General features: G+C 59.8%; 22 protein-coding genes and 2 pseudogenes. 17 read left to right on the forward strand and 7 right to left on the reverse strand.

Features of this window, described 5'->3' with window-relative positions:
- Position 1 precedes the first annotated feature (1 nt).
- Positions 2–667 (forward strand): bifunctional 4-hydroxy-2-oxoglutarate aldolase/2-dehydro-3-deoxy-phosphogluconate aldolase, encoded by a 666-nt coding sequence (locus PMI32_RS06205; RefSeq protein WP_008032978.1) that lies wholly within the window; start codon positions 2–4, stop codon positions 665–667.
- A 272-nt stretch (positions 668–939) separates the two neighbouring features.
- Positions 940–1665, forward strand: coding sequence for an intradiol ring-cleavage dioxygenase (locus PMI32_RS06200; protein ID WP_008032979.1), 726 nt, complete (start codon positions 940–942; stop codon positions 1663–1665).
- 2 nt (positions 1666–1667) lie between these two features.
- Here PMI32_RS06200 and PMI32_RS06195 read toward each other — a convergent pair whose 3' ends face one another.
- Both PMI32_RS06195 and PMI32_RS0129125 read right to left on the reverse strand, forming a co-directional pair.
- Positions 1668–2849: an aminotransferase class V-fold PLP-dependent enzyme gene (locus tag PMI32_RS06195; RefSeq protein WP_008032981.1), complete on the reverse strand. Its 1182-nt coding sequence runs from the start codon at positions 2847–2849 to the stop codon at positions 1668–1670.
- 9 nt (positions 2850–2858) lie between these two features.
- Positions 2859–3095 (reverse strand): DUF3820 family protein, encoded by a 237-nt coding sequence (locus PMI32_RS0129125; protein ID WP_003213031.1) that lies wholly within the window; start codon positions 3093–3095, stop codon positions 2859–2861.
- Positions 3096–3299: 204 nt separating this feature from the next.
- Here PMI32_RS0129125 and PMI32_RS06190 point away from each other — a divergent pair, with 204 nt between their 5' ends.
- The 4 genes from PMI32_RS06190 (at position 3300) to PMI32_RS06175 (ending at position 6977) form a co-directional block, all read left to right on the forward strand.
- The gene (locus PMI32_RS06190; RefSeq protein WP_008032986.1) at positions 3300–3767 is read left to right on the forward strand and encodes a PA2169 family four-helix-bundle protein; all 468 of its coding nucleotides are present in this window, start codon (positions 3300–3302) and stop codon (positions 3765–3767) included.
- A 157-nt stretch (positions 3768–3924) separates the two neighbouring features.
- Positions 3925–5913, forward strand: coding sequence for an FUSC family protein (locus tag PMI32_RS06185; protein WP_008032987.1), 1989 nt, complete (start codon positions 3925–3927; stop codon positions 5911–5913).
- Positions 5900–6106, forward strand: a complete 207-nt coding sequence (locus tag PMI32_RS06180) for a DUF1656 domain-containing protein (protein WP_008032988.1) — start codon at positions 5900–5902, stop codon at positions 6104–6106. Before PMI32_RS06185 ends, PMI32_RS06180 begins: the two co-directional genes overlap by 14 nt.
- Positions 6107–6116: 10 nt before the next feature.
- Complete coding sequence (locus tag PMI32_RS06175; protein ID WP_008032989.1) at positions 6117–6977, forward strand: efflux RND transporter periplasmic adaptor subunit; 861 nt, start codon at positions 6117–6119, stop codon at positions 6975–6977.
- Positions 6978–7098: 121 nt separating this feature from the next.
- On the opposite strand, the gene PMI32_RS06170 is transcribed toward PMI32_RS06175, so the two are convergent.
- Together PMI32_RS06170 and PMI32_RS06165 are read right to left on the reverse strand one after the other, a co-directional pair.
- Positions 7099–7569: a MaoC family dehydratase gene (locus PMI32_RS06170; protein ID WP_008032990.1), complete on the reverse strand. Its 471-nt coding sequence runs from the start codon at positions 7567–7569 to the stop codon at positions 7099–7101.
- A 41-nt stretch (positions 7570–7610) separates the two neighbouring features.
- Entirely contained in the window at positions 7611–8555 is a 945-nt protein-coding gene (locus PMI32_RS06165) for an alpha/beta hydrolase (RefSeq protein WP_008032991.1), read from the reverse strand.
- A gap of 215 nt (positions 8556–8770) precedes the next feature.
- Here PMI32_RS06165 and fadD2 point away from each other — a divergent pair, with 215 nt between their 5' ends.
- A complete protein-coding gene (fadD2, locus tag PMI32_RS06160; protein WP_008032992.1) occupies positions 8771–10459 on the forward strand; it encodes a long-chain-fatty-acid--CoA ligase FadD2 in 1689 nt (562 codons plus the stop codon).
- Between the two features lie 394 nt (positions 10460–10853).
- Positions 10854–12554: a long-chain-fatty-acid--CoA ligase FadD1 gene (gene fadD1, locus PMI32_RS06155; protein WP_008032993.1), complete on the forward strand. Its 1701-nt coding sequence runs from the start codon at positions 10854–10856 to the stop codon at positions 12552–12554.
- A 134-nt stretch (positions 12555–12688) separates the two neighbouring features.
- Here fadD1 and PMI32_RS06150 read toward each other — a convergent pair whose 3' ends face one another.
- Positions 12689–13066 (reverse strand): hypothetical protein, encoded by a 378-nt coding sequence (locus PMI32_RS06150; RefSeq protein ID WP_008032995.1) that lies wholly within the window; start codon positions 13064–13066, stop codon positions 12689–12691.
- A gap of 235 nt (positions 13067–13301) precedes the next feature.
- Here PMI32_RS06150 and PMI32_RS06145 point away from each other — a divergent pair, with 235 nt between their 5' ends.
- Positions 13302–14264 (forward strand): YihY/virulence factor BrkB family protein, encoded by a 963-nt coding sequence (locus tag PMI32_RS06145; RefSeq protein ID WP_008032998.1) that lies wholly within the window; start codon positions 13302–13304, stop codon positions 14262–14264.
- The gene (def, locus tag PMI32_RS06140) at positions 14261–14800 is read left to right on the forward strand and encodes a peptide deformylase (protein ID WP_008032999.1); all 540 of its coding nucleotides are present in this window, start codon (positions 14261–14263) and stop codon (positions 14798–14800) included. The genes PMI32_RS06145 and def overlap by 4 nt, the downstream gene beginning before the upstream one ends.
- A gap of 120 nt (positions 14801–14920) precedes the next feature.
- On the opposite strand, the gene PMI32_RS06135 is transcribed toward def, so the two are convergent.
- The gene (locus tag PMI32_RS06135) at positions 14921–15337 is read right to left on the reverse strand and encodes a GNAT family N-acetyltransferase (RefSeq protein ID WP_008033001.1); all 417 of its coding nucleotides are present in this window, start codon (positions 15335–15337) and stop codon (positions 14921–14923) included.
- Positions 15338–15742: 405 nt separating this feature from the next.
- Between PMI32_RS06135 and PMI32_RS06130 the strand changes: the two genes are divergently transcribed.
- The 4 genes from PMI32_RS06130 (at position 15743) to PMI32_RS06115 (ending at position 19371) form a co-directional block, all read left to right on the forward strand.
- Positions 15743–16684 (forward strand): fatty acid desaturase, encoded by a 942-nt coding sequence (locus tag PMI32_RS06130; protein ID WP_008033005.1) that lies wholly within the window; start codon positions 15743–15745, stop codon positions 16682–16684.
- A gap of 135 nt (positions 16685–16819) precedes the next feature.
- On the forward strand, positions 16820–17611 hold the full coding sequence (locus PMI32_RS06125) for a phosphate/phosphite/phosphonate ABC transporter substrate-binding protein (protein WP_032829075.1): 792 nt from the start codon (positions 16820–16822) through the stop codon (positions 17609–17611).
- A 216-nt stretch (positions 17612–17827) separates the two neighbouring features.
- Entirely contained in the window at positions 17828–18361 is a 534-nt protein-coding gene (locus tag PMI32_RS06120) for a sigma-70 family RNA polymerase sigma factor (protein ID WP_008033011.1), read from the forward strand.
- Positions 18358–19371 carry an ABC transporter substrate-binding protein gene (locus tag PMI32_RS06115; protein ID WP_008033013.1) on the forward strand — a complete coding sequence of 338 codons (1014 nt, stop codon included), beginning with the start codon at positions 18358–18360 and terminating at the stop codon, positions 19369–19371. Before PMI32_RS06120 ends, PMI32_RS06115 begins: the two co-directional genes overlap by 4 nt.
- A gap of 100 nt (positions 19372–19471) precedes the next feature.
- Here PMI32_RS06115 and gstA read toward each other — a convergent pair whose 3' ends face one another.
- Positions 19472–20074, reverse strand: coding sequence for a glutathione transferase GstA (gene gstA, locus PMI32_RS06110; RefSeq protein WP_008033014.1), 603 nt, complete (start codon positions 20072–20074; stop codon positions 19472–19474).
- 99 nt (positions 20075–20173) lie between these two features.
- On the opposite strand from gstA, the gene PMI32_RS06105 reads away from it, so the two are divergent.
- From PMI32_RS06105 to PMI32_RS31140, 3 genes and pseudogenes are all read left to right on the forward strand, one after another.
- Positions 20174–21046, forward strand: a complete 873-nt coding sequence (locus tag PMI32_RS06105) for a LysR family transcriptional regulator (RefSeq protein ID WP_008033015.1) — start codon at positions 20174–20176, stop codon at positions 21044–21046.
- A gap of 519 nt (positions 21047–21565) precedes the next feature.
- Positions 21566–22237: pseudogene (locus PMI32_RS31135) on the forward strand (PAS domain-containing protein); the annotation flags it as partial.
- A gap of 111 nt (positions 22238–22348) precedes the next feature.
- Positions 22349–22780: pseudogene (locus PMI32_RS31140) on the forward strand (methyl-accepting chemotaxis protein); the annotation flags it as partial.
- Positions 22781–22946 lie beyond the last annotated feature (166 nt).

Below are 22946 nucleotides of genomic sequence, written 5' to 3' on the forward strand. Positions count from 1 at the left end.
TATGACAACCCCATCCCCGACCGTTTCCATGGCGGACAAAGTTGCCCTGATCGACAGCCTCTGCGCCAAGGCGCGGATTCTGCCGGTGATCACCATCGCTCGCGAACAGGACGTGCTGCCATTGGCCGACGCCCTGGCTGCCGGTGGTCTTACAGCCCTGGAAGTGACCCTGCGTTCGCAGTTCGGCCTCAAGGCCATCCAGATCCTGCGCGAGCAGCGTCCGGAACTGGTGACCGGTGCCGGCACCGTGCTCGATCGCCAGATGCTGGCCGCTGCCGAAGCCGCCGGTTCGCAATTCATCGTGACGCCGGGCATCACCCGTGACCTGCTCGAAGCCAGTGTCGCCAGCCCGATTCCACTGCTGCCAGGCATCAGCAACGCCTCGGGCATCATGGAAGGCTACGGTCTGGGCTATCGCCGCTTCAAGCTGTTCCCGGCGGAAGTCAGCGGCGGCGTTGCGGCAATCAAAGCCTTGGGCGGCCCGTTCGGCGAAGTGAAATTCTGTCCGACTGGCGGCGTCGGCCCGGCCAACATCAAGAGCTACATGGCGTTGAAAAACGTGATGTGCGTGGGCGGTAGCTGGATGCTTGATCCGGAGTGGATCAAGAACGGCGACTGGGCCCGCATTCAGGAATGCACCGCCGAGGCCTTGGCGCTGCTGGACTGACCTGCTTTTACCCAACACTTCGTTGTGTGTTCTACGGCTTTACGGTGCGCTTGGTCGGTGCACCGTTTTTTTTTGCCCGCGAATAACCCTGTAGGAGCGGGCTTGCTCGCGAAAAACGCCATAACAACGCGGTTAATCCGTTAGCACTCGTTATCGTTGACGTCCATCGCGAGCAAGCTCGCTCCTACAAGGACATCATGCGATACATAGTTACCGCATCTCGCCGCCGGTCCCGCGTTAACCTGCGTTCATCTTATGGAAGAGAGAACGTCATGGACGACAACACCTCAGTGACATCCACACAACCGGCTTACCTGCTGTCCCCCGAACAGATCGTCGGTCCGTATTTTCGCAACCCGAAACTGATCAGGCGAAACATCAGCGAAGGTCTGGACGGTATTCCGCTGGTCCTACGGTTGACGATCATCGATGCAATGACCCGTGAGCCCGTCAACGGGGCCATCGTCGATATCTGGCATTGCAATGCCCGAGGCGCCTATTCGGGGTGGAGCAAGGTCAACCCGGACAAGGAAGTCGATGTCGGCGATATCGGCGCGGTCCCGCGTACCGACGACGACACGTATCTGCGCGGCGGGCAATTCACCGACCAGAAGGGCATCGTGCGTTTCACCACGATCTATCCGGGGTTCTATGCCGGTCGCGCGCTGCACATTCACGTCGCGATTCGAGTGACCGCCGGCAACAACTACCTCGAAGAGCGCCACGTTGCCTGGGTCGGCCAACTGTACTTCCCCGAAGTGGCCTCACGTTCGGTGCTCAATGCCAGGGAATACAGCGGCCGAACCGTCACCGCGCTGACCAACGACGAGGACTATTTCTACACCAGCATGGGCGGCGCAGCCTCGACCCTGAACGTTCACACCCTCGGTCGAGATTCGAAAGAAGACGGTTTTTTCGGGCAGATGACTATTGGCATCGACACGTTCGCGATTTCATCACAGCTCAAGCCGGAGGACTTCGACAAGTACACCGTGTGACGTCAGCGCAGCTCGTTCAGTGCCGCGCTCAGCGCATCCATGTCTGCTGCAGTGGTGGTCAGTCCCGGCGTGATGCGGATGCACGGACCACTCGCTGCGCCGCTGCGCACCACGGTAAACAGGTTGAAGTCCTTGAGCAGCCGCCCGGCCATCGCTTGTTGGTCGGCATGCCGGCTAAAGCGCATCGACGTGATGCCGCAATACAGTCGTGGATCGTCCGGGGTCATGACGTCGATGCCCGGCAAGTCACGGACGGCGCTGACCCAGCGGTTGCGCAGGTAATTGAGCCGGGCGCCCTTGGCGGCGGAACCGCCCATCGCCCGATGTTCTTCGAACACCAGCGGCAGGGTCAGCAACGCCGGGATGTTGGGTGTGCTGTACGGCGTACGGGCGCGAATGTCGGTGATCGGGAAATGCATCTCGCCCATGTCCGGGTCGATGTCGGCGAGGCGCTCCGGGGCGATGTAGATGAAGCCCAGGGTCAGCGGCGCACCGATCCACTTGTGCAGGTTGAAACCGGCGAACGCGATGCCGAGGTCATCGAGGCTGAACTCGATCTGGCCGAGCGCATGGGCCCCGTCGAGGATCACGTCGATCCCGTGCTCCCTGGCGGCGGCCGCAATCGCCTGCACCGGCATCACCAGGCCAGTGCGGTGAGTGACGTGAGTCAGGGCCATCAATTTGAGCTTTGGGTAACGCACGAAGGCGTCGCGGTAAGTCGTCAGCAGGCTGTCGAAACTGGCGGGGTGGGCGTGTTCGATCTCGATCACTTCCACGCCGCGATGCCGGGCCAGCCAACGCATGGCGCCTTTGACCGTGTCGTATTCCAGATCGCAGATCAGCACCTGGTCACCGGGTTGCAGGCGATTGTAATTGCGGATCAGCGATTGCAAACCGTCCGAGGCGTTGCGGGTGAAGGCGACGGATTCGGTTGTTACGCCCATCAGGTCGGCGAGACGTTTCACGATCGCCAGGCTTTCGCCCTGTTCGAAACGCTGGCGCACATGCACCGAGTTGCCGCGGTTGATGAGTTCGATGTTGCGCTGGTATTCCTCGATCACCGTGCGCGACATGCGGCCGAAGTAACCGTTCTCGAGGTTGATCGGGCCGGGTTCGACGGCATAGCGGTCGGCAAAGGTTTGCCAGAACATTTCATCACGGGCACGGCGGGTGTTATCGGGCATGGGGACGGCTCAGTGGCGAGGGGCGGGTTTGCCGTGTTTGGCGCGCAGCGGTTCAAGCAGTTCCGACAAGCCGTTGTGATCGATTTCCTGCATCAGGGCCAGCAGCCCACCCAGTTCGCCATGGGGGAAACCTTCCCGGGCAAACCAGTTCAGGTAGGGACCGGGCAGGTCGGCAATGATGCGGCCCTTGTATTTGCCGAAGGGCATTTCGCGGGTAATCAGCAGTTCGAGTTTTTCAGGGTTCATCAATCGATCGTCTTGATTCAACAGCCTTGGAAAATACAGGCATTCTGCATGCAGGCCAATTGACAGATCATGCAAAAAAAACGGATACAGATTTTCTCTTTAAAACTAAGTTGTTGAAAATTAACAAATAAATTATCAGTTCAAGGCTGGCATGCAGGGTGCAATACCTGTTGCATCTTTCATCAACCCGCAAGGAATTGAAAAATGACCGACATTAATAAAGAAGCGATCTCTGTACTCAACGACCTGATTGAAACCAGCAAAGACGGTCAGGAAGGGTTCAAGACTTGCGCTGAAGACATCAAGCATCCAGAACTGAAAACACTGTTCATCACTCGCTCCGCTGACTGCGCCACTGCGGCTTCCGAACTGCAGGCTGCGGTGCGTTCGATGGGCGGCGATCCGGAAACTTCCACCAGCGTCAGTGGTGACCTGCACCGCCGCTGGGTCGACGTGAAAGCGGTGTTCACCGGCAAGGATGAAGAAGCCGTGCTGAACGAGGCCGAACGCGGCGAAGACCATGCGCTGAAGGCTTACAAAGAAGCCATCGAGAAAATCAACAAACACAACCTGGTGGGCATTCGTGACCTGGTTGAACGTCAGTATCACGGCGTGCAACGCAATCACGATCAGGTGAAAGCCCTGCGAAACCAGGCTCGCGCACGCTCGTAAGCGCGTAAAGCCTGTCAAAAACGCCAGCCAGCCTGGCGTTTTTTTGTGCCTGGGTTTTAGCGCTGGACGCTTGATAGATAGCCAGCTAATAATTTGATTTCCCGGTCACTTCGATGAACCCGACTATCGTTAAATCGTCCTTTCAAGAGTGCTTTACGTGCCTATCACTTTGCAGGCTTTATTCGCGCCTGACCGCCGCGCCTTGCAGTTCGCGATCAAGACGTTACTCGGTGGCGGTCTGGCATTGTGGCTGGCATTGCGCTGGGGCCTTGAGCAACCGGCCTGGGCGCTGATGACGGCGTTCATCGTCGCTCAGCCGTTGTCCGGGATGGTGGTGCAAAAAGGTTTGGCGCGGCTGCTGGGGACGCTGATCGGGACGTTCATGTCGGTGGTGTTCATGGGCCTGTTCGCCCAGACGCCGTGGCTGTTTTTGCTGGCATTGGCGTTGTGGCTCGGGTTGTGTACGGCGAGTTCGACGCTGCTGCGCAGTGCCTGGTCCTATTCGTTTGTGTTGGCCGGTTACACGGTGGCGATCATCGCATTACCCGCCATCAGCCACCCGCTGACGGTGTTTGACCAAGCCGTGGCGCGCTGCACGGAAATCTGTCTGGGCATTCTCTGCGCCACCGCCGCCAGCGCGCTGCTATGGCCGATGCGGGTCGAACGGCAACTGGCGGATCAGGCGCGAACGGCGTGGCAGAGTGGGATGAACGCCGCACGCGCAACCCTGGCCGGCGACGGTCAGGCGCGCAAGGGGCTGCTGGAAATCCTTGGTCGCATCGTCGCGGTGGATGCCCAGCGCGAACATGCCTGGTTCGAAGGCGGGCTGGGCCGGCAACGTGCGCGGGCCATCAGCGGATTGAGCCAGAAACTGTTGATGTTGCTGCGCATCGCACGCTCGGTGCGCCGGCAATGGAAGCAACTTGAACCGCAGGAAGCCGAGCAATTGATGCCATGGATGACCGAGGTTCAGCAAGCGCTCGCCAGCCCGGACACTGCAATGCTGCAAACCTTGCGCCCGCGCTTGCTCGACGCCAGTCATGACCCGCAGATCAGCTCTGCGCAGAGTTACTGTCTGGTCCGTTTCACCCTGCTGATGGATACCGCGATGGCGGCGAGCGCGGCATTGACGGCGGTGGAGGAGGGCAAGGAAACCGTCGACCCGCCGCGCACCCTGACACCGCACCGCGACCTGTCGTTGGCGCTGGTGTTCGGCGCGCGCAGTGCCTTGGCGTTTTTGGTGGTGTCGTGTTTCTGGCTGGCCACTGCATGGCCTGCCGCTTCGGGCGCATTGGTGCTGACGTGTGTGGTGTGCAGCCTGTTCGCCAGTCGCGAAAACGGCGCGCAAATCGGCATGAGTTTCATGCGCGGGATATTTCTGGCGATCCCGGCGGCGTTTTTCGTCGGGCAGATTCTGCTGCCGCAATGGAGTGGTTTTGCGCTGCTCTGCATGGGCATGGGCGTGCCTTTGTTTTTCGGTGCGCTGGGCATGGCCAGGCCGCAGATCGGCGCCACGGCCACGTCGTTCTGTCTGCATTTCATTGTGCTGGTGTCACCGCTCAACGCGATGAAGTTTGATGTCGCGACGTTCTTCAACAGCGCTCAAGCCATGGTGGTGGGCGTCGGTGCGGCGGTGCTGGCCTTCCACTTGCTGATCCTGCGCAACCCGACGTGGCACGGTCGGCGTTTGCTGGCGGCGACCCTCGACGACCTGGTGCGCCTGACCCGACGCAATCTGCGCGGTGCCGAAAGCTGGTTCGGCGGACGCATGGCCGACCGCTTGCTGCAACTGGCGCGGCACTACCCGGAGCTGCCGGAACCGGCGCGCAGCCGCTGGGACGACGGCTTGCTCGGTCTCGACATCGGCGACGAGCTGTTGCATTTGCGCTTGAGCCTGGCGGCGGCGCAGGCACCGGTCAATGCAGCGCAGCGGCGTTATCTCGAACAACTGGAAAACATCCTCGAACAAGGCCCGGCCGGCCACTGCGCGGATGCGCTGGAACAACCCAGCGAAGAATTCCTGAAAACCTTGTACGCGTTGCCACCCAGCGACCCGGTGAAACTGGCCCAGGGCGCGGTGCTGCAATTGCAGAACAGCTGGCGCGCCTGGTGCCATCAACAGGAGCAAAGCCATGGGCTTGCGTGAATGGTCGGTGGGCGGCGTGCTGCTCAGTCCGTTTTTGATTTATGTGGTGCTGGCGCTGCTGGTCACCGGGGTCTTGCGCCTGCTGTTGCGCCTGACCCCGGCCGGTCGCTGGATCTGGCACGAAGCGTTATTCGATTGCGCCTTGTACGTCTGTGTATTGACCCTGATCACCGTCGTCCTTGGACCTTTATAAGGAGTTGAACATGCGTACACCCGTGCGTGTCGCGGTAACCCTGTGCCTGGTGGCGCTGGCGATTTTTGCCGGTTTCCATTTGTGGCAGTACTACATGCTCACGCCGTGGACCCGGGACGCGCGGATTCGTGCCGACGTGGTGGTCATCGCCCCGGATGTGTCGGGCTGGGTGCGTGAACTCAAGGCCTTCGACAACCAGCCGGTGAAGGCCGGCGATCTGTTGCTGAGCATTGACCGCGATCGGTTTGAAGCGGCGCTGGAGAAGGCGCAAGCGGTGGTGCAAACCCGTCAACAGCAACTCAACCTGCGCGAGCGTGAAGCCAGTCGTCGCGCCAGCCTCGGCCCGCAAGCGATCAGTGCCGAGCTGCGCGAGAATGCGCAAATCAACGCCGGCATCGCTCGTGGCGAACTGCGTGAAGCTCAGGCCGAAGCCAAGGTCGCCGAACTCAACCTCGCCCGCAGTCAGGTCCACGCGCCCCGCAGCGGCCACATCACCAACCTGCGTCTGGCCCAGGGCAATTACGTGAATGCCGGGCAACCGGTGATGGCGTTGATCGATGATTCAACGTTTTATGTGCAGGCGTATTTCGAAGAAACCAAACTGCCGCGGATTCGCGTCGGCGATCCGGTGAAGGTCTGGTTGATGAGCGCGGGAGAGGCGCTGGAAGGGCAGGTGGAAAGCATCAGTCGCGGGATTACCGATCGCAACACCACGCCGGATGGGCAGTTATTGGCGGAGGTGGAACCGACATTCAACTGGGTGAGACTGGCGCAGCGGATTCCGGTGCGAATCAAACTGGACAAGGTGCCCGAGGGGATCAATTTGAGTTCGGGGATGACAGCGAGTGTGCAGGTGCAGGAGGGGCCATAAGATCAAAAGATCGCAGCCACTGTAGGAGCCGGCTTGCTGGCGATGGGATCAACGCGGTTTCCCTGAGATACCGAGGCGTACGCATCGCCAGCAAGCCGGCTCCTACAGTTGAGCGCCGTACTCAGCCGATGCTGATCGCCGGCAGACTAGTCAACGTCACGGTCTGCTGTTTACGTGGTGCCAGAATCTCCGCTTCGCCATCCACCACCAACTCATCGCGCTGGTTGAACACGCGGGTGGCAATGCGCACACGGAATTTCGGCAACTTCTCCAGAATCTCCAGACGCACCGTCAGCGTATCGCCAAGCTTCACCGGCTTCTGAAAGCTCATCTGCTGACCGATATAAATAGTCCCCGGCCCAGGCAACTCGCAGGCAACTGCAGCGCTGATCAACGCGCCACTGAACATGCCGTGCGCGATGCGTTCCTTGAACATGGTGCCGGCGGCGAATTCGGCGTCCAGATGCACCGGGTTGTGGTCACCCGACATGGCGGCGAACAGCTGAATGTCACGCTCTTCGACCGTCTTGCTGTAGCTGGCGGTCTGGCCGACTTCGAGGGCTTCGTACGGGGTGTTGGTAACCTGGGTCATCTGTTTCAATTCCTGTGACAAATAAAAAAACCACAAAAAAACTATTCGGATCGGGGCGGGCGGCGGTGGCTCAGGGCTTGTGCGATCCAGCCCAGCACATCGGCCGTCACCTCATCGCGGTTGCTCTCGTTGAACAGTTCGTGCCGTGCCTGCGGGTAAATCGTCAGTTGCAGGCTCTGGCTGCCCGCGGCGCGTAGCGCATCGGCCAGATCTTTCAGACGCTTGCCTTCGCTCACCGGATCACATTCACCGCCAATCACCAGCAACGGCAGGCCCGGATCGATCTGAGCGAGATTGGACGCTTTGCTGATTTGCTGCAAGCCGCCGAGCAAATCGATCCACAGTTGGTTGGTGCAGCGAAAGCCGCAGAGCGGGTCGTTGGCGTACAGATCGACCTCCGCCGGGTCGCGGCTGAGCCAGTCGAACCGGGTGCGGGCCGGTTTGAAGGCCTTGTTGAACGAGCCGAACGACAGCCATTCGATCAGCGCGCTGCGGCCCTTCGGCCCTTGGCGCAGTCGTTCCAGGCGGGCAATCTGCCGTGCCGCGCGATAAAGCGCCACGGGCTGGAAGTTCGAACCGCTGAGCACCGCGCCGTGCAGGCTGGCGCTGTGATGCAGCAGATAAGCCTGGGCGATGTAGCTGCCCATGCTATGGCCGAGCAGCACGATCGGCACGCCGGGATGATGCTGGCCAATGTGCTGATTGAGGCTGGCGAGGTCGCCGACCACCTTGCACCAGCCATCGTCGTCGGCGAAATGACCGAGTGTCCCGTTTTCGGCAGTTTTGCCATGTCCACGCAGGTCCGGCGCGTACACACCGTAGTCCTGTGCGCAGCACTTTTCTGCCAGGCGCGCATAGCGACCGCTGTGTTCGGCCATGCCGTGGGCCAGCAGGATCACCGCTTTCAACGGCGCTGCGGGCAGCCACTGGTTGACGAAGAGGCGGCTGCGGTCACTCGCGGTCAGCCAGAAGGTGTCGTGGATCATGGCGATTCCTTTGCATGGGCTCGGCCCATTGTATAGCGCATCCTGCGCTTGCCGTCTGATCAGGCCGCACCACGGCACCGAGATTCACACGGTCAATGACGGTTGTTGGCATATTTGCCTGATTCGCCATAGCTGCTAGTGTCCGTGAAGCTCCGCTTTTTCAAAGGTGACACAAAAGCGGCCCCGGATAGGTTCAGGTAAAGAGGATAAGAACAATGCAACCTGATTTCTGGAATGACAAACGCCCGGCCGGCGTACCCCTGGACATCGAACAAGGGGCTTACAAGTCGGTGATCGAGGTGTTCGAGCGTTCCTGCAAAAAATTTGCTGACCGCCCGGCCTTCAGCAACATGGGCGTCACCCTGACCTACGCCGAACTGGAACGCTACAGCGCCGCGTTCGCCGGTTACCTGCAAGCCCACACCGATCTGGAGCCCGGTGATCGCATCGCGGTGCAGATGCCCAACGTCCTGCATTACCCGATTGCCGTGTTCGGTGCGTTGCGCGCCGGGCTGATCGTGGTCAACACCAACCCGCTGTACACCGCGCGGGAAATGCGTCATCAGTTCAAGGATTCCGGTGCCCGGGCACTGGTTTACCTGAACGTATTCGGGCAGAAGGTCCAGGAAGTGCTGGCCGACACCGACATCCAGTACCTGATCGAAGCGAAGATGGGCGACCTGATGCCTGCCGCCAAGGGCTGGCTGGTCAATACGCTGGTCAGCAAGGTCAAGAAAATGGTCCCGGACTACGCCTTGCCGCAGGCGATCTCCTTCAGGAGCGCTCTGCGTCTGGGCCGGGGCCTGGGCATCAAGCCGTTGAACGCCGGCCTCAACGATATCGCCGTGCTGCAATACACCGGCGGCACCACCGGGCTGGCCAAGGGCGCGATGCTGACCCACGGCAACCTGGTGGCGAACATGCAGCAGGCACGCGCCTGCCTCGGCCAGTTCGGCGCTGACGGTCAGCCGTTGCTGCGCGAAGGGCAGGAAGTGATGATCGCGCCGCTGCCGCTGTACCACATCTATGCATTCACGGCGAATTGCATGTGCATGATGGTGACCGGCAACCACAACGTGCTGATCACCAACCCACGAGACATCAAGGGCTTCATCAAGGAGCTGAAAAACTGGCGGTTCTCGGCGTTGCTGGGGCTCAACACGCTGTTCGTCGCGTTGATGGACCATCCGGACTTCAAGACCCTGGATTTCTCCAGCCTCAAGCTCACCAACTCCGGCGGTACCGCGCTGGTCAAGGCCACCGCCGAGCGCTGGGAGCAACTGACCGGTTGCCGCATCACCGAAGGTTACGGCCTGACCGAAACCTCGCCGGTGGCGTGCACCAACCCGTACGGCGACAAATCGCGGATCGGCACGGTCGGCCTGCCGGTGCCGGGCACCACGTTGAAAGTCATCAACGACGAAGGCGTCGAGCAACCGTTGGGCGAGCGCGGCGAACTGTGCATCAAGGGCCCGCAGATCATGAAAGGCTACTGGCAGAAACCCGAAGCCACCGCCGAAGTGCTGGATGCCGAAGGCTGGTTCAAGTCCGGCGACATCGCGGTGATCGACCCGGACGGTTTTGTGCGCATCGTCGATCGCAAGAAAGACATGATCATCGTCTCGGGTTTCAACGTGTATCCGAACGAAATCGAAGACGTGGTGATGGCTCACCCGAAAGTCGCCAACTGCGCCGTCATCGGTGTGCCGGACGAACGTTCGGGCGAGGCGGTGAAGTTGTTTGTGGTGGCGCGTGAGTCGGGGGTCAGCCTTGAAGAGTTGAAGGCTTACTGCAAGGAAAACTTCACCGCGTACAAAGTGCCCAAGCACATCGTGTTGCGTGAGTCGTTGCCGATGACGCCGGTGGGCAAGATTCTGCGGCGGGAGTTGCGGGATATCGCGTAACCGATAAATGGCCGCGTTTCGCGCGGTTCCCTGTAGGAGCGAGCCTGCTCGCGATGGACGTCAACGATAACGCGCCGTGTCTGAATGATCGCGTTGTCTGGGCGTTTTTCGCGAGCAGGCTCGCTCCTACATTGTCAGGTAAAGCCCGGATTTAAAGGCTTTCAGCGATATATAGGTTTTTTGCTCTAAAATGACCGCTTGTCATTCTTGAGCCACTAATGTGACTGTAGAGGCCGCTTTTGGCTCTAGTCGGCCCTTGGCAAAGCTGCTACTCTCGGCGCGCTTTGTGACCTCTCGGCCTCTGTAAAAAGCCCAGACTCACCAATAATCAAACACCAATAATAATCGCATCAAATGCGGTATTTGAATTCGCGTTGCTGAGGAGTGGGCTTCCATGATCGAAGACTTCTGGAAGGATAAGTACCCTGCCGGGATTGCTGCCGACATCAATCCGGACGAGTATCCGAATATTCAGGCAGTGTTGAAACAGTCCTGCCAACGCTTCGCCGACAAGCCGGCATTCAGTAACCTGGGCAAGACAATCACCTACGGTGAACTGTACGAATTGTCCGGTGCCTTTGCCGCTTACCTGCAACAGCATACCGACTTGCAGCCGGGCGATCGAATCGCCGTGCAGCTGCCCAACGTCTTGCAGTACCCGGTCGCTGTGTTCGGTGCCATCCGCGCCGGGCTGATCGTGGTCAACACCAACCCGCTGTACACCGCGCGGGAAATGGAACACCAGTTCAACGACTCCGGTGCCAAAGCCCTGGTCTGCCTGGCCAACATGGCGCATCTGGCCGAGGCCGTCGTGCCGAAAACCGGCGTCAAGCACGTCATCGTCACCGAAGTCGCCGACCTGCTGCCGCCGCTCAAGCGCCTGCTGATCAACAGCGTCATCAAGTACGTGAAGAAGATGGTCCCGGCGTATCACTTGCCCAAAGCCATCAAGTTCAACGACGTGTTGAGCAAGGGCCATGGCCAGCCAGTGGCTGAAGCCAACCCGGCCAGCAGCGACGTGGCGGTGCTGCAATACACCGGCGGCACCACCGGCGTGGCCAAGGGCGCAATGCTGACCCATCGCAACCTCGTCGCCAACATGTTGCAGTGCAAGGCGCTGATGGGGTCCAACCTGAATGAAGGTTGCGAGATCCTGATCACGCCGCTGCCGCTGTACCACATCTATGCGTTCACCTTCCATTGCATGGCGATGATGCTGATCGGCAACCACAACATCCTGATCAGTAACCCGCGCGACCTGACGGCGATGGTCAAGGAACTGTCGAAGTGGAAGTTCAGCGGCTTCGTCGGCCTGAACACGCTGTTCGTGGCCCTGTGCAACAACGAAGGCTTCCGCAAGCTGGATTTCTCGGCGCTGAAAGTCACCCTGTCGGGCGGCATGGCCCTGCAACTGGCCGCGGCCGAACGCTGGAAAGCGGTCACCGGTTGCGCCATCTGCGAAGGTTACGGCATGACCGAAACCAGCCCGGTGGCCACCGTGAACCCGATCCAGAACATCCAGATCGGCACCATCGGCATTCCGGTGCCGTCGACCCTGTGCAAAGTCATCGACGATGCCGGCGTTGAACAGCCGTTGGGCGAAATCGGCGAGCTGTGTGTGAAAGGTCCGCAGGTGATGAAGGGCTACTGGCAGCGTCAGGAAGCCACCGACGAAATGCTCGACAGCGAAGGCTGGTTGAAGACCGGTGACATCGCGCTGATCCAGCCTGACGGCTACATGCGCATTGTCGATCGCAAGAAAGACATGATCCTGGTGTCCGGTTTCAACGTGTACCCGAATGAGCTCGAAGACGTGCTCGCGACCCTGCCGGGCGTGCTGCAATGCGCGGCCATCGGCGTGCCGGACGAGAAGTCGGGCGAGGCGATCAAGATTTTCATCGTTGCCAAACCGGGCGTGACCCTCACCAAGGAGCAAGTGATGGAGCACATGCGTGCGAACGTCACCGGCTACAAAGTGCCGAAAGCCGTCGAGTTCCGCGATGCGCTGCCGACGACCAACGTTGGCAAGATCCTGCGTCGGGAATTGCGTGATGAAGAGCTGAAGAAGATCAACGCGAAGAAGACCACCGCGTAATCCAGCAAAAAGCCCCGCAGATGCGGGGCTTTTTGTTGGACCTGTAGGAGCCGGCTTGCCGGCGATGGCGGTACATCTGGCACATCAATGTTTACTGACACACCGCTATCGCCGGCAAGCCGGCTCCTACAATGTTATTGGCGGAACGGCGCGAAATTGACGTTGGTGCCCGCCGGGCGCATGTCCTGCAGGTACGAATCCTTGTCCGCACTCAACTCCAGGCTCAGCGCAGCCTTGCGCTTGCCCTGGTTACGCACCACCAGCCCTTCGAGTTTCTCGCGCAGGAACACCGTCGGCACTTTCAGGTGCAGCAGTTCGTCGGTGTCCGGCGTGTGCATCAGCAGGTGAATCCATTCGTACTGACCAATGGCCAGGCGCGCCACCGGGAGATCGAACCACCAGATGTTGCGGTTACGGTTCAATTCGGCGAAATGGCAGTTGTTGACGCCAAGCACAGCACCGCCGAGTTCCTGGTTTCTGCGGGCAATGGCCTGCTTTTTATCGAGTTTCATAACATTCCTACGGGATTGGATCTTCAGGGCCGTGGCCTGAATACGTTGCGCATTCTCGGGGGTTGGTCGGCAAACATAAAGCCCAACCTGCACGGAACGATGAAATGTCGTTTTTGTGTCAGCCTGAACTTGCGCACGGAAATTGTTTCAAAGTCGCCAAGTAGGCTACTTTGATGTAGAAAACGGCCCCCGAGTCGCCACGACTTCAACCCCATTGCGGCGAAAGGAGACGCTAATGATTTTCCCGGACATGAAAGGTGTGCCCCTCCATCGCGTGATGGTGCGCACGGTCACCGAGTTCGTCGCCGACGAGATGTCGACCTATGCCTCGGCGTTGGCCTATCAAATGCTGTTTTCGTTGTTTCCCTTCATTCTTTTCCTGATTGCCCTGATCGGTTTCCTGCACCTGCCGGACTTCTTTTCCTGGCTGCGCCTGCAATCGGAACTGGTCCTGCCGCCCCAGGCGCTGGAGCAGGTGAACCCGGTGATCGACCAGCTCCAGCAATCCAAGGGTGGCTTGCTCTCGGTCGGTATCGTCATCGCGCTGTATACGGCCTCGGCCGGCGTGCGACTGATGATGAGCGCGATGAACGCCGCGTATGACGTGGTCGAAGGCCGGCCGTTCTGGAAGCGTTTTCCGCTGTCGGTTTTCTACACGATCGGCATTGCCGGGATGTTGCTGATTGCCGCCGCGCTGATGGTGCTCGGGCCGCAAGTGATGGGCTGGATCGCCGCGCAGGTCGGCCTTGAAGACTTTATTGTCACGGTCTGGACCATCGCTCGCTGGCCGGTCATCGTGATCCTGATGATGATTGCCGTGGCGCTGATCTATTACGTCATGCCCGACGTCAAACAGGAGTTTCGTTTCATCACCCCAGGCTCGGTGCTGGCGGTGGTGGTGTGGATCATCGCGTCGTTGGGCTTTGCGTTTTACGTCAAGACCTTCGCCAACTACAACGCCATGTATGGCAGTATCGGCGCGATCATCGTGCTGTTGCTGTACTTCTACATTTCCGCGGCAGTGCTGCTGCTTGGCGCGGAAATGAATGCGGTGATCGAACACATGTCGACCGAAGGCAAGGACCCTGGCGAAAAGGTCCCCGGCGAGCACGGTCCTGTCCACGAAGAGAAACATCACGTTTCCGGACTGGGCCGGGATCACTCGGTGAAACCACCCACTGACGAAGTCATCAAATGATCCGTGAAATCCTGAAAATGGGCGACGAGCGCCTGCTGCGCATTGCGCCGCCGGTCCCCGCCGAGATGTTCGACAGCCCGGAGCTGTGGCAACTGATTGACGACATGTTCCAGACCATGGAAAGCGTCGGCGGGGTGGGCCTGGCCGCGCCGCAGATCGGCGTCGACCTGCAACTGGTGATCTTCGGCTTCGAGCACAGCGAGCGTTATCCGGACGCTGAAGCGGTGCCGCAGACGATCCTGATCAATCCGCTGATCACGCCGTTGAGCCCGGTGATGGAAGAGGGGTTTGAAGGCTGCCTGTCGGTGCCCGGATTACGCGGTGCGGTGAGTCGGTACCAGCAAATTCGCTATGAAGGTTTTGACCCGAAAGGCGAGCCAATCGTGCGCATCGCTTCGGGGTTTCACGCCCGTGTGGTGCAGCACGAGTGTGATCACCTGATCGGCCGGTTGTACCCGTCACGGATTACCGACTTCAGCAAATTCGGGTTCACCGAAGTGATGTTTCCGGATCTAGATCCCAACGCCGACGATTGAAACCACCATAATCCCCTGTGGGAGCGGGCTTGCTCGCGAATGCGCAGTGTCAGGCTACATCAATGCTGACTGACATTGCGCATTCGCGAGCAAGCCCGCTCCCACATTGGGTCCACACGCCTATCCAGCCGGATCCAGCCCCATCGCAATCATCGGTTTGCTGCGCGCATAGCGGCTCAAGCGTTCGACCATCGCGTAAGGCATGGGCGGATCGAAGGTAAACCCGCGACGCTCATAAAAGCCCCGCAAGTCCGGGTGGCAGAACAGCCACACCGGTTGGTCGAGACCGTTCACCGCTTCGGCAATCAGTGTCGCTGCGATCCCTTGTTCACGACAGGCCGGATCGACAAACAAACCGGTCAACCAATGCCCGCCCGAGACCGGTCGCAAGCACAGCGCCGCAATGATCTCGTTGCGCCGGGCAACCCACAATTGAGCGTCGCGGACCGCCTTCATCGACGATTGGTGGGCGCGATAAAACTTGTTCATCAGGGGCCATAACGGCTCGTCGAGCAAGGTGTATTGAGTGTCGGTCATGGGGCGGGTCTGTGTGTGCGCAAAGCGGGCGATTATAAAAGAACGGGCGGCCGGGGATAGGTGTATACCTGATCTCACATCCCGTATGAGTGGAGTACGTATCATGGCCAAAGGCATGGATTCAAAAAAAGCAGCGAAGAAGAAACCGGCGAAAACCGCCGATGAAAAACGCGCGGACAAGAAGGCCAAGAAGGTGGGTGTGTTCGGCCATTAAGCGGTAAGCATGAAACGCACGCCCCCCTGTAGGAGCCGGCTTGCTGGCGATTCAGACCACTCGGTGTGTCAGGCAGACCGCGTTGCCTGAATCGCCAGCAAGCCGGCTCCTACAGACAGCGAAAAAATAATCTGCAAGATTTCCCGATGCCATTGCACAGAAGGGGACTGGTCCCCGATCTGAGCAACGCCATGCCCCATTACTTCGATAGTGCCCACCGAGAAGAAATCGAAACCCTGCGCCAGCGCCTGACTGCTCGCACCGAGTGGCCGACCTGGTTGCTGCTGATCGGCGTTTACGGCGGCTGGTTCAGCATCGTGTTGGCCAGCAATCGATTGGGCGTCTGGTGGAGCACGTTGTTGCTGATTCCGCTGGTGGTGCTGTGGTTGTCGGTGCAGCACGAATTGCTCCACGGTCATCCCACCCGCTGGACCGCGCTGAACAAAATCCTCGGTTACGCACCGTTCGCCGTCTGGTACCCCTACACGTTGTATCGCGACAGCCATCTGCTGCATCACCGCGACGAAGACCTGACCTTGCCGGGCATCGATCCGGAAAGCCGTTACCTGAGTGCCGAGCGGTGGCAGGGCAGTTCCGTGTTTGAACAGAGCCTGCATTGGTTGAACAAAACCGTACTCGGACGCTTCATAATCGGTGCGCCGCTGGCCTTGCTGGCGCTGGCGCGCGAAGAACTGCAGCGCCTGAAATCGGGTGATCGACAGGCCTGGTTGATGTGGCTGAGCCACGGCGCACTGACCGTGTCGATGTTGCTGTTCATCGCCCATTGCAGCGTGGTGCCGGTGTGGCATTACCTGTTGCTGATCAGCGTGCCGGCGCTGTCGATTGCAATGATCCGCTCCTACTATGAGCACCGTCCCCATGCGCAACCCGAGCAACGCACCGTGCTCAATGAAGCCGGCTGGCCATGGCGCTGGCTGTTCCTGAACCTGAATTTTCATCTGGTGCATCACGACTTGCCGGGCCTGCCCTGGTACGACTTGCCCCGCGCCTACCACGCGCGCCGCGAGCAATGGGTGGCGCGCAGCGGCGGCTTTCTGGTGCAGGGTTATGCTCAGTTGTGGCGTGAGAACGGGATAAAGGCGATCGACAGCCCGAAACACCCATTCCACTGATTGCAAACGCATCCCCTTGTAGGAGCCGGCTTGCTGGCGATGGCGGTGTATCAGTCCCATCAATGCAACATGACACACCGCTATCGCCAGCAAGCCGGCTCCTACAGTAGATGTTCGTTGTATGGGAAGATTTTGATGACTAAGCACATCACCGAATTACTGATGTACGTCGCCCCCGAACCCATCCGCCAGGCCAACGAGCGTTGGCTGACGCGAATCCTCGAACGTCTGGGCGCTACCCGCCGCAACGCCGAAGGGCTGTCGCTGATGGACCTGTGGCTGTCCCCGCAGTTGCTGCTGACCCAAACCTGTGGCTATCCGCTGATGACCGCATTGCGCGGCCAGGTTCGGGTCATCGGCCGGCCTCGTTACGAACTGCCGGACAGCAGCGGCGGCAACCATTGCAGTCTGCTGCTGAGCCGTGCCGATGATTCACGCCGGACCTTGCCCGCGTTTTTCGGCAGCCGTGGCGTGATCAACGGCGAAGACTCCAATAGCGGCATGAACCTGCTGCGTCAACGACTGGCGCCGTTGCACCGCGACGGGCAGTTCTTCGCCAGCGTCGGCATCAGCGGCAGCCACCGCGAGAGCCTGCGCTGGCTGCGTGAAGATCAAGCCGACCTCGCCGCCATCGACAGCGTGACCTTCGCCTACCTGGCGCGGCACGCCGAAGAGGAAGTGGCGGGATTGCGCGTGGTAGTGCGTAGCGCGTTCAGCCCGACCTTGCCGTATATCACCGTTGCGACGGCGACCGATGAACAGGTAGAGGCGTTGCGGCAGGTGATGAACGAGGCGTTGCGGGAATTGCCCGATGTCGCCGAAATCCTCGGGTTACACGAGGTGTTGCCGGCCAGCGAGAGCGACTATCAGGTTGTTCTCGATTATCAGCAGGAAGCCGAGGCGTTGGGGTTTGGGCGGTTGCGTTGACTGGAGATTTTTCGCGGGCAAGCCTCGCTCCTACAGGTCTAGCGCTGCACCTGTAGGAGCGAGGCTTGCCCGCGAAGGCGATTCATCAAACACTACATTAATTCCATAAATGAATATAAAAATGCATTTTAAGTATTATTAAAGAATAAGGCTCCTTGCTAGGATTCGCCTCACCGGACCACCGGACATTCAGCGACCCTAACCCTTGGAGCCTCTATGTCCGGCACCGACGTATCCCATCGAAACGATGTGGGCGGATTGTTCCGCGCCCATTACCCCTGGCTGTGCGCTCGGTTGCGCCAGTTTCTCGGGGCCAGTTCCAGCGTCGAAGACATCGCCGCCGAGACCTTCGCGCAACTGCTCGAATCGCCGGGTCTGACCCCGATTCGCGAGCCCCGCGCCTTGCTCACCACCATCGCCCGCCGGTTGATTTATCAGCTCTGGCGCCGCCGCGATCTGGAGCGTCAGCACCTCGATCAACTGCAATACCTCGATCAGCCCCAAGCGTCCTCGCCCGAGGAATTGCTGCAACTGACCCAGGCGTTGCACCGCCTCGACCGAACGCTTGAGCGTTTGCCGGGCAAAGTCCGTGCGACGTTCCTGTTGTCGCGCATCGATGGCCTGACGTACCCGCAAATCGCTGCCGAACTGGGCATTTCCCAGCGTTCGGTCAGTGTCTACATGACCCGCTCCCAAGCGTTGTGCGCCCAGCACAGCGCCAATGAACCCTTGCACCAGAGGTCCGCATGAAATCGATCAAAACCCTGCTCGGCAGTTCGCTGCTGGCCCTGAGCCTTGTGGCGACCCACGTTCCCGCCGCGGAACAAACCAAGCCGATCCACTTTGGTGACATCACCTGGGAAAGCGGCAGCCTGATCACCGAGATCCTGCGGCTGATCGTCGAAAAAGGTTACGGCTACCCGACCGACACTTTGCCGGGCAGCACCGTCAGCCTCGAAGCGGCATTGGCCAAGAACGACATTCAAGTGATCGGCGAAGAGTGGGCGGGGCGCAGTCCGGCGTGGGTCAAGGCGGCGTCGGAAGGCAAAGTGTTCGGGCTGGGCGACACCGTCAAAGGCGCCACCGAAGGCTGGTGGGTACCGGAATACGTGATCAAGGGCGACCCGGAACGCGGGATCAAACCGCTGGCGCCGGAGCTGAAATCCGTCGCCGATCTGGCGCGCTACAAAGACGTGTTCCGCGACCCCGAAGACCCGAGTCGCGGACGTTTCCTCAATAGCCCGACCGGCTGGACTTCGGAGATCGTCAACAGTCAGAAACTCAAGGCCTATGACCTGACCACCAGCTTCGTCAACTTCCGCACCGGCTCCGGCGCGGCGCTGGATGCCGAAGTGGCCTCGTCGATCCGTCGCGGCAAACCGGTGTTGTTCTACTACTGGTCGCCGACGCCGCTATTGGGTCGCTTCAAACTGGTGAAACTCGAAGAGCCGCCGTTCGACGCCGAGGCCTGGAAGACCCTGGCCGATGCCAACAACCCAAACCCCAAAGGCACGCGCTCGATGCCGGCGAGCCTGGCGATCGGCGTGTCTGCACCGTTCAAGACGCAGTATCCGGACTTGGTGTCGTTCTTCGAGAAAGTCGATTTCCCGATCGATCTGCTGAACCAGACGCTGGCGCAGATGAGCGAAAAACGCCAGCAACCGCGTCAGGTGGCGGAAGCGTTTTTGCGCGATCAGCCGCAGATCTGGAAGGGGTGGGTGCCGGGTGAGGTGGCGACCAAAGTGAGTGCGAGTTTGTAAAATCTCCTGCGTCTGTTCCACCGCTATCGCTGGCAAGCCAGCTCCTGCAAGGGCAATGCAATTCCTGTAGGAGCTGGCTTGCCAGCGATGGTCTCAAGGCTTACACCGCTTCGGCGGCCAACGCCGCTTGCACCGCCGGTCGCAAATCAACCCGCGCCTGAAACCGCATCAACACCGGCCACTGATCCAAATCTATCGCAAACAACGGCGCCCACCGCAACACCGTAAACAAGTAAGCATCCGCAACGCTGAACCCACCCGCCAGCAGATAATCCTGGCGCTCCAGCGTCTGACACAACACCGCAAAGCGCTTGAACAGCTTCTCCCTGATCAGCGCTTTCACCTCCTCGGGGAACTGCGCGTTGAACAGCCAACCCAGCCCGCCATGAATCTCCGTCGAAACGAAATTCAGCCACTCCTGCAACCGCACTCGCTCGAACGTTCCGTTCACGGGCGCCAGGTTCGCCTCGGGTCGCAGGTCCGCCAGGTATTGCAGGATCGCCGGGCCTTCAGTCAGCACGTCACCGTTGTCGAGTTGCAGCGCCGCGACGTAACCCTTCGGGTTGATGGCGAGGAAATCGGCACCGTTCGCGGTCCGTTTGGTGTGGTTATCGACGCGGATCAACTCGAACGGCAGGTCCAGTTCACGCAGCACAATGTGCGGTGCCAGCGAGCAGGCTTGAGGGGCGTAATACAACTTCATCGGCAGGGCTCTGGTTGGGGATTTGCGCCAGTGTCATAGTGCGCGGCGCCCTCGGTAAAATTAATCTTTCAGAAAACCGCCATAAGGAAAGCTACTGCCATGATGAATCTGATGCACTGGCGAATGGTGGTGGCAGTGGCCGATACGGGCAACATTACCCGCGCGGCCGAGCGGGTCGGCATGACCCAGTCAGGCGCGAGCCAGGCGTTGGCGTTGATCGAAGAAACCCTCGGCGTGCAGCTGTTCACTCGGGAGAATCGCCAAACGCTGCCGACCGCTATCGGCCTGCCGGTCATCGAGCAGGCCCGGATCATGCTCGGCGCCCTGGAAAACATTCGCAGCACCGTCGATGCCGCGAAAGACATCCAGCGCGGGACGATTCGCCTGGCGAGTTTTCCCATGGTGCTGGCAACCTTTCTGCCGCCGCTGCTGCGCACATTCAGCCGGCTTTACCCCGGCATTCAGGTGGTCGCACTGGAAGTCAGCGACGATGAAGTGGAAGCACTGCTCGGCGCCGGTCTGGTGGATGTGGGTGTGGTGCTGAACCCGGCGCCGGAGCGCAATGCCGGGCGTTTGGGGCGCGATGCCTGGGTCGCGGTGTTGCCCGGCGGCCATCCCTTGGCACGCCGCTCGATTGAACAAGGCGTCACCCTCGCGGAGTTGGCAGAGCAGCCGTTTGTGCTGGCCACGGGCGGCTGTTCGACCAACGCCCGTAGCCTGGCCGCCGATGCCGGTCTGCAATTGCGCGACGTTCGGGTCGAGGTCCGCGAGTGGAGCAGTGCGTTCACGCTGGTGCGCGAAAACATCGGAGTCACCCTGGTGCCGGAAATGACCTTACCCACCCATCTCCAGGGGCTGCGTGTGGTGCCGGTCAAACCGCGTATCGATCGTGAGTTTGCCTTGGTGGTCGCCGCAAACAAACAACCCTCGGCAGCGGTGCAGGCGTTGTTGAACATGCTGGCTGAACACTGAATCAGGCGTCAGCTGAACCGTTTTTGTCCTCAATACTGGCCGACTAGTGGCCTTGCAAGCCTATTGCGGCTGGCTATGCTCAGTCCTGACGAACCATGTCGGTCGCCATGTGAAGGCCGGCATGCACGCTTCCAGAGTGCGCACCCCAAGGCACCGATGCGAGCAACAAGGAGTTTTACGATAAAGGGAGTTACTTATGAAAACGTTAGGGCTGGCCCGGTCCCGGGCTATCAAGAGACGGATGTCTTGATAAGAGCGTTGCCACATGGACTCTCCGATTCAACATCATTGATCACCTGACAATTCCTCCCGTGGAGGAATGCGTGTGCCTGTTCCATGGAACGTTGTGGTGGATACGTTGAAAGACCGAAGAACTTTCATCAATCAAACGACCGCGCTTAGGGTGATACGACCATGTTTAACCTACATCACAAGGCTGACCTGCAGGAAATCGAGCGCTACAGCTGTGCGCTGACCGAGGCCAACGCCAAGTTGGCGGCCGTCAGTCGTTCGATGGCGATGATTGAATTCACCCCTGACGGCATCGTGCTCGATGCCAACGACAACTTTTGCAAAGCCATGGGTTACAGCGCCGAAGAAGTGCGCGGCAAACATCACCGGATCTTTTGTGAGGAAACGTTTTATCGCAGCGAAGCCTACGCCAAATTGTGGCGTGACCTGGCCCGTGGCGAGTCGCTCAGCGGGACTTTCCTGCGCTTGAACAAGGGCGGCAAGGAGATCTGGCTCGAAGCCAGTTACATGCCGGTTATCGGTCCCGACCGGCAAGTCAGCAGTGTGATCAAAGTCGCCACCGACATTACGGACAGGGTGAACAAGGAACACGAAAACGAAAGCATGCTCGCGGCAATCGGTCGTTCGATGGCGGTGATCGAATTCACCCCCGCTGGCAATGTAATCACCGCCAATGAAAACTTCCTGAAGACCACGCATTACGCGCTCAACGAAATCGTCGGTCAGCATCACAGCCTGTTTTGCCACCGCGCCGAAGCCGAATCGCCGTCTTACAAAGGATTCTGGGCTTCACTGAATCGCGGCGAATATCACTCGCACCGTTTCGAACGCAGAGACAAGCACGGTCATACGATTTTTCTCGAAGCCTCCTACAACCCGTTGTTCGACGCCAAGGGCCGTTTGTACAAAGTGGTGAAGTTCGCCAGCGACATCACGCAGCAAGTGACCACGCTGCAAACGGCTGCGGAGTCGGCCCACAGCACTTCAGTGCAGAACGATGCCTGTGCGCAGAAGGGATCTCAGGTGGTGCAGCAGACGGTGCAGATCATCCAGGACATTTCCAGGGACTTGAACGAAGCGGCGCTGAGTATCGATGCGGTGAGCAAACAGTCCGATATCATCGGCACCATCGTTCAGACCATTCGCGGGATTGCCGACCAGACCAACCTGCTGGCGCTCAACGCGGCCATCGAGGCGGCGCGGGCCGGGGAGCACGGCCGAGGGTTTGCCGTGGTGGCGGATGAGGTTCGCAGCCTCGCGGCACGCACGAGCCAGGCGACGCTGGAGATTGTCGACGTGGTGCGCAAAAACCACGATTTGTCGTTGAGCGCGGTGTCGAGTATGCAGTCGAGTTTGAGCCGCACCGGCCTTGGGGTGGAACTGGCGAACGAGGCGGGGGAGGTGATCCTGGAAATCCAGCAAGGCTCGCGGCACGTGGTGGATGCGATCAGCCAGTTCAATTCAACGCTGCAATTGAATTGAAACGCTGACCTGTAGGAGCCCGGCTTGCCGGCGATAGCGATCTTGCGGACGCCATCGCCAGCAAGCCGGCTCCTACAGATCTTGGGTGAACCCACAATTCAGAATGCGTCACGATCCCTGTAGGAGCCGGCTTGCCGGCGATAGCGTCCTGAAGATCGCCATCGCC

This window comes from Pseudomonas sp. GM60 (assembly GCF_000282415.1).
GTDB lineage: Bacteria > Pseudomonadota > Gammaproteobacteria > Pseudomonadales > Pseudomonadaceae > Aquipseudomonas > Aquipseudomonas migulae.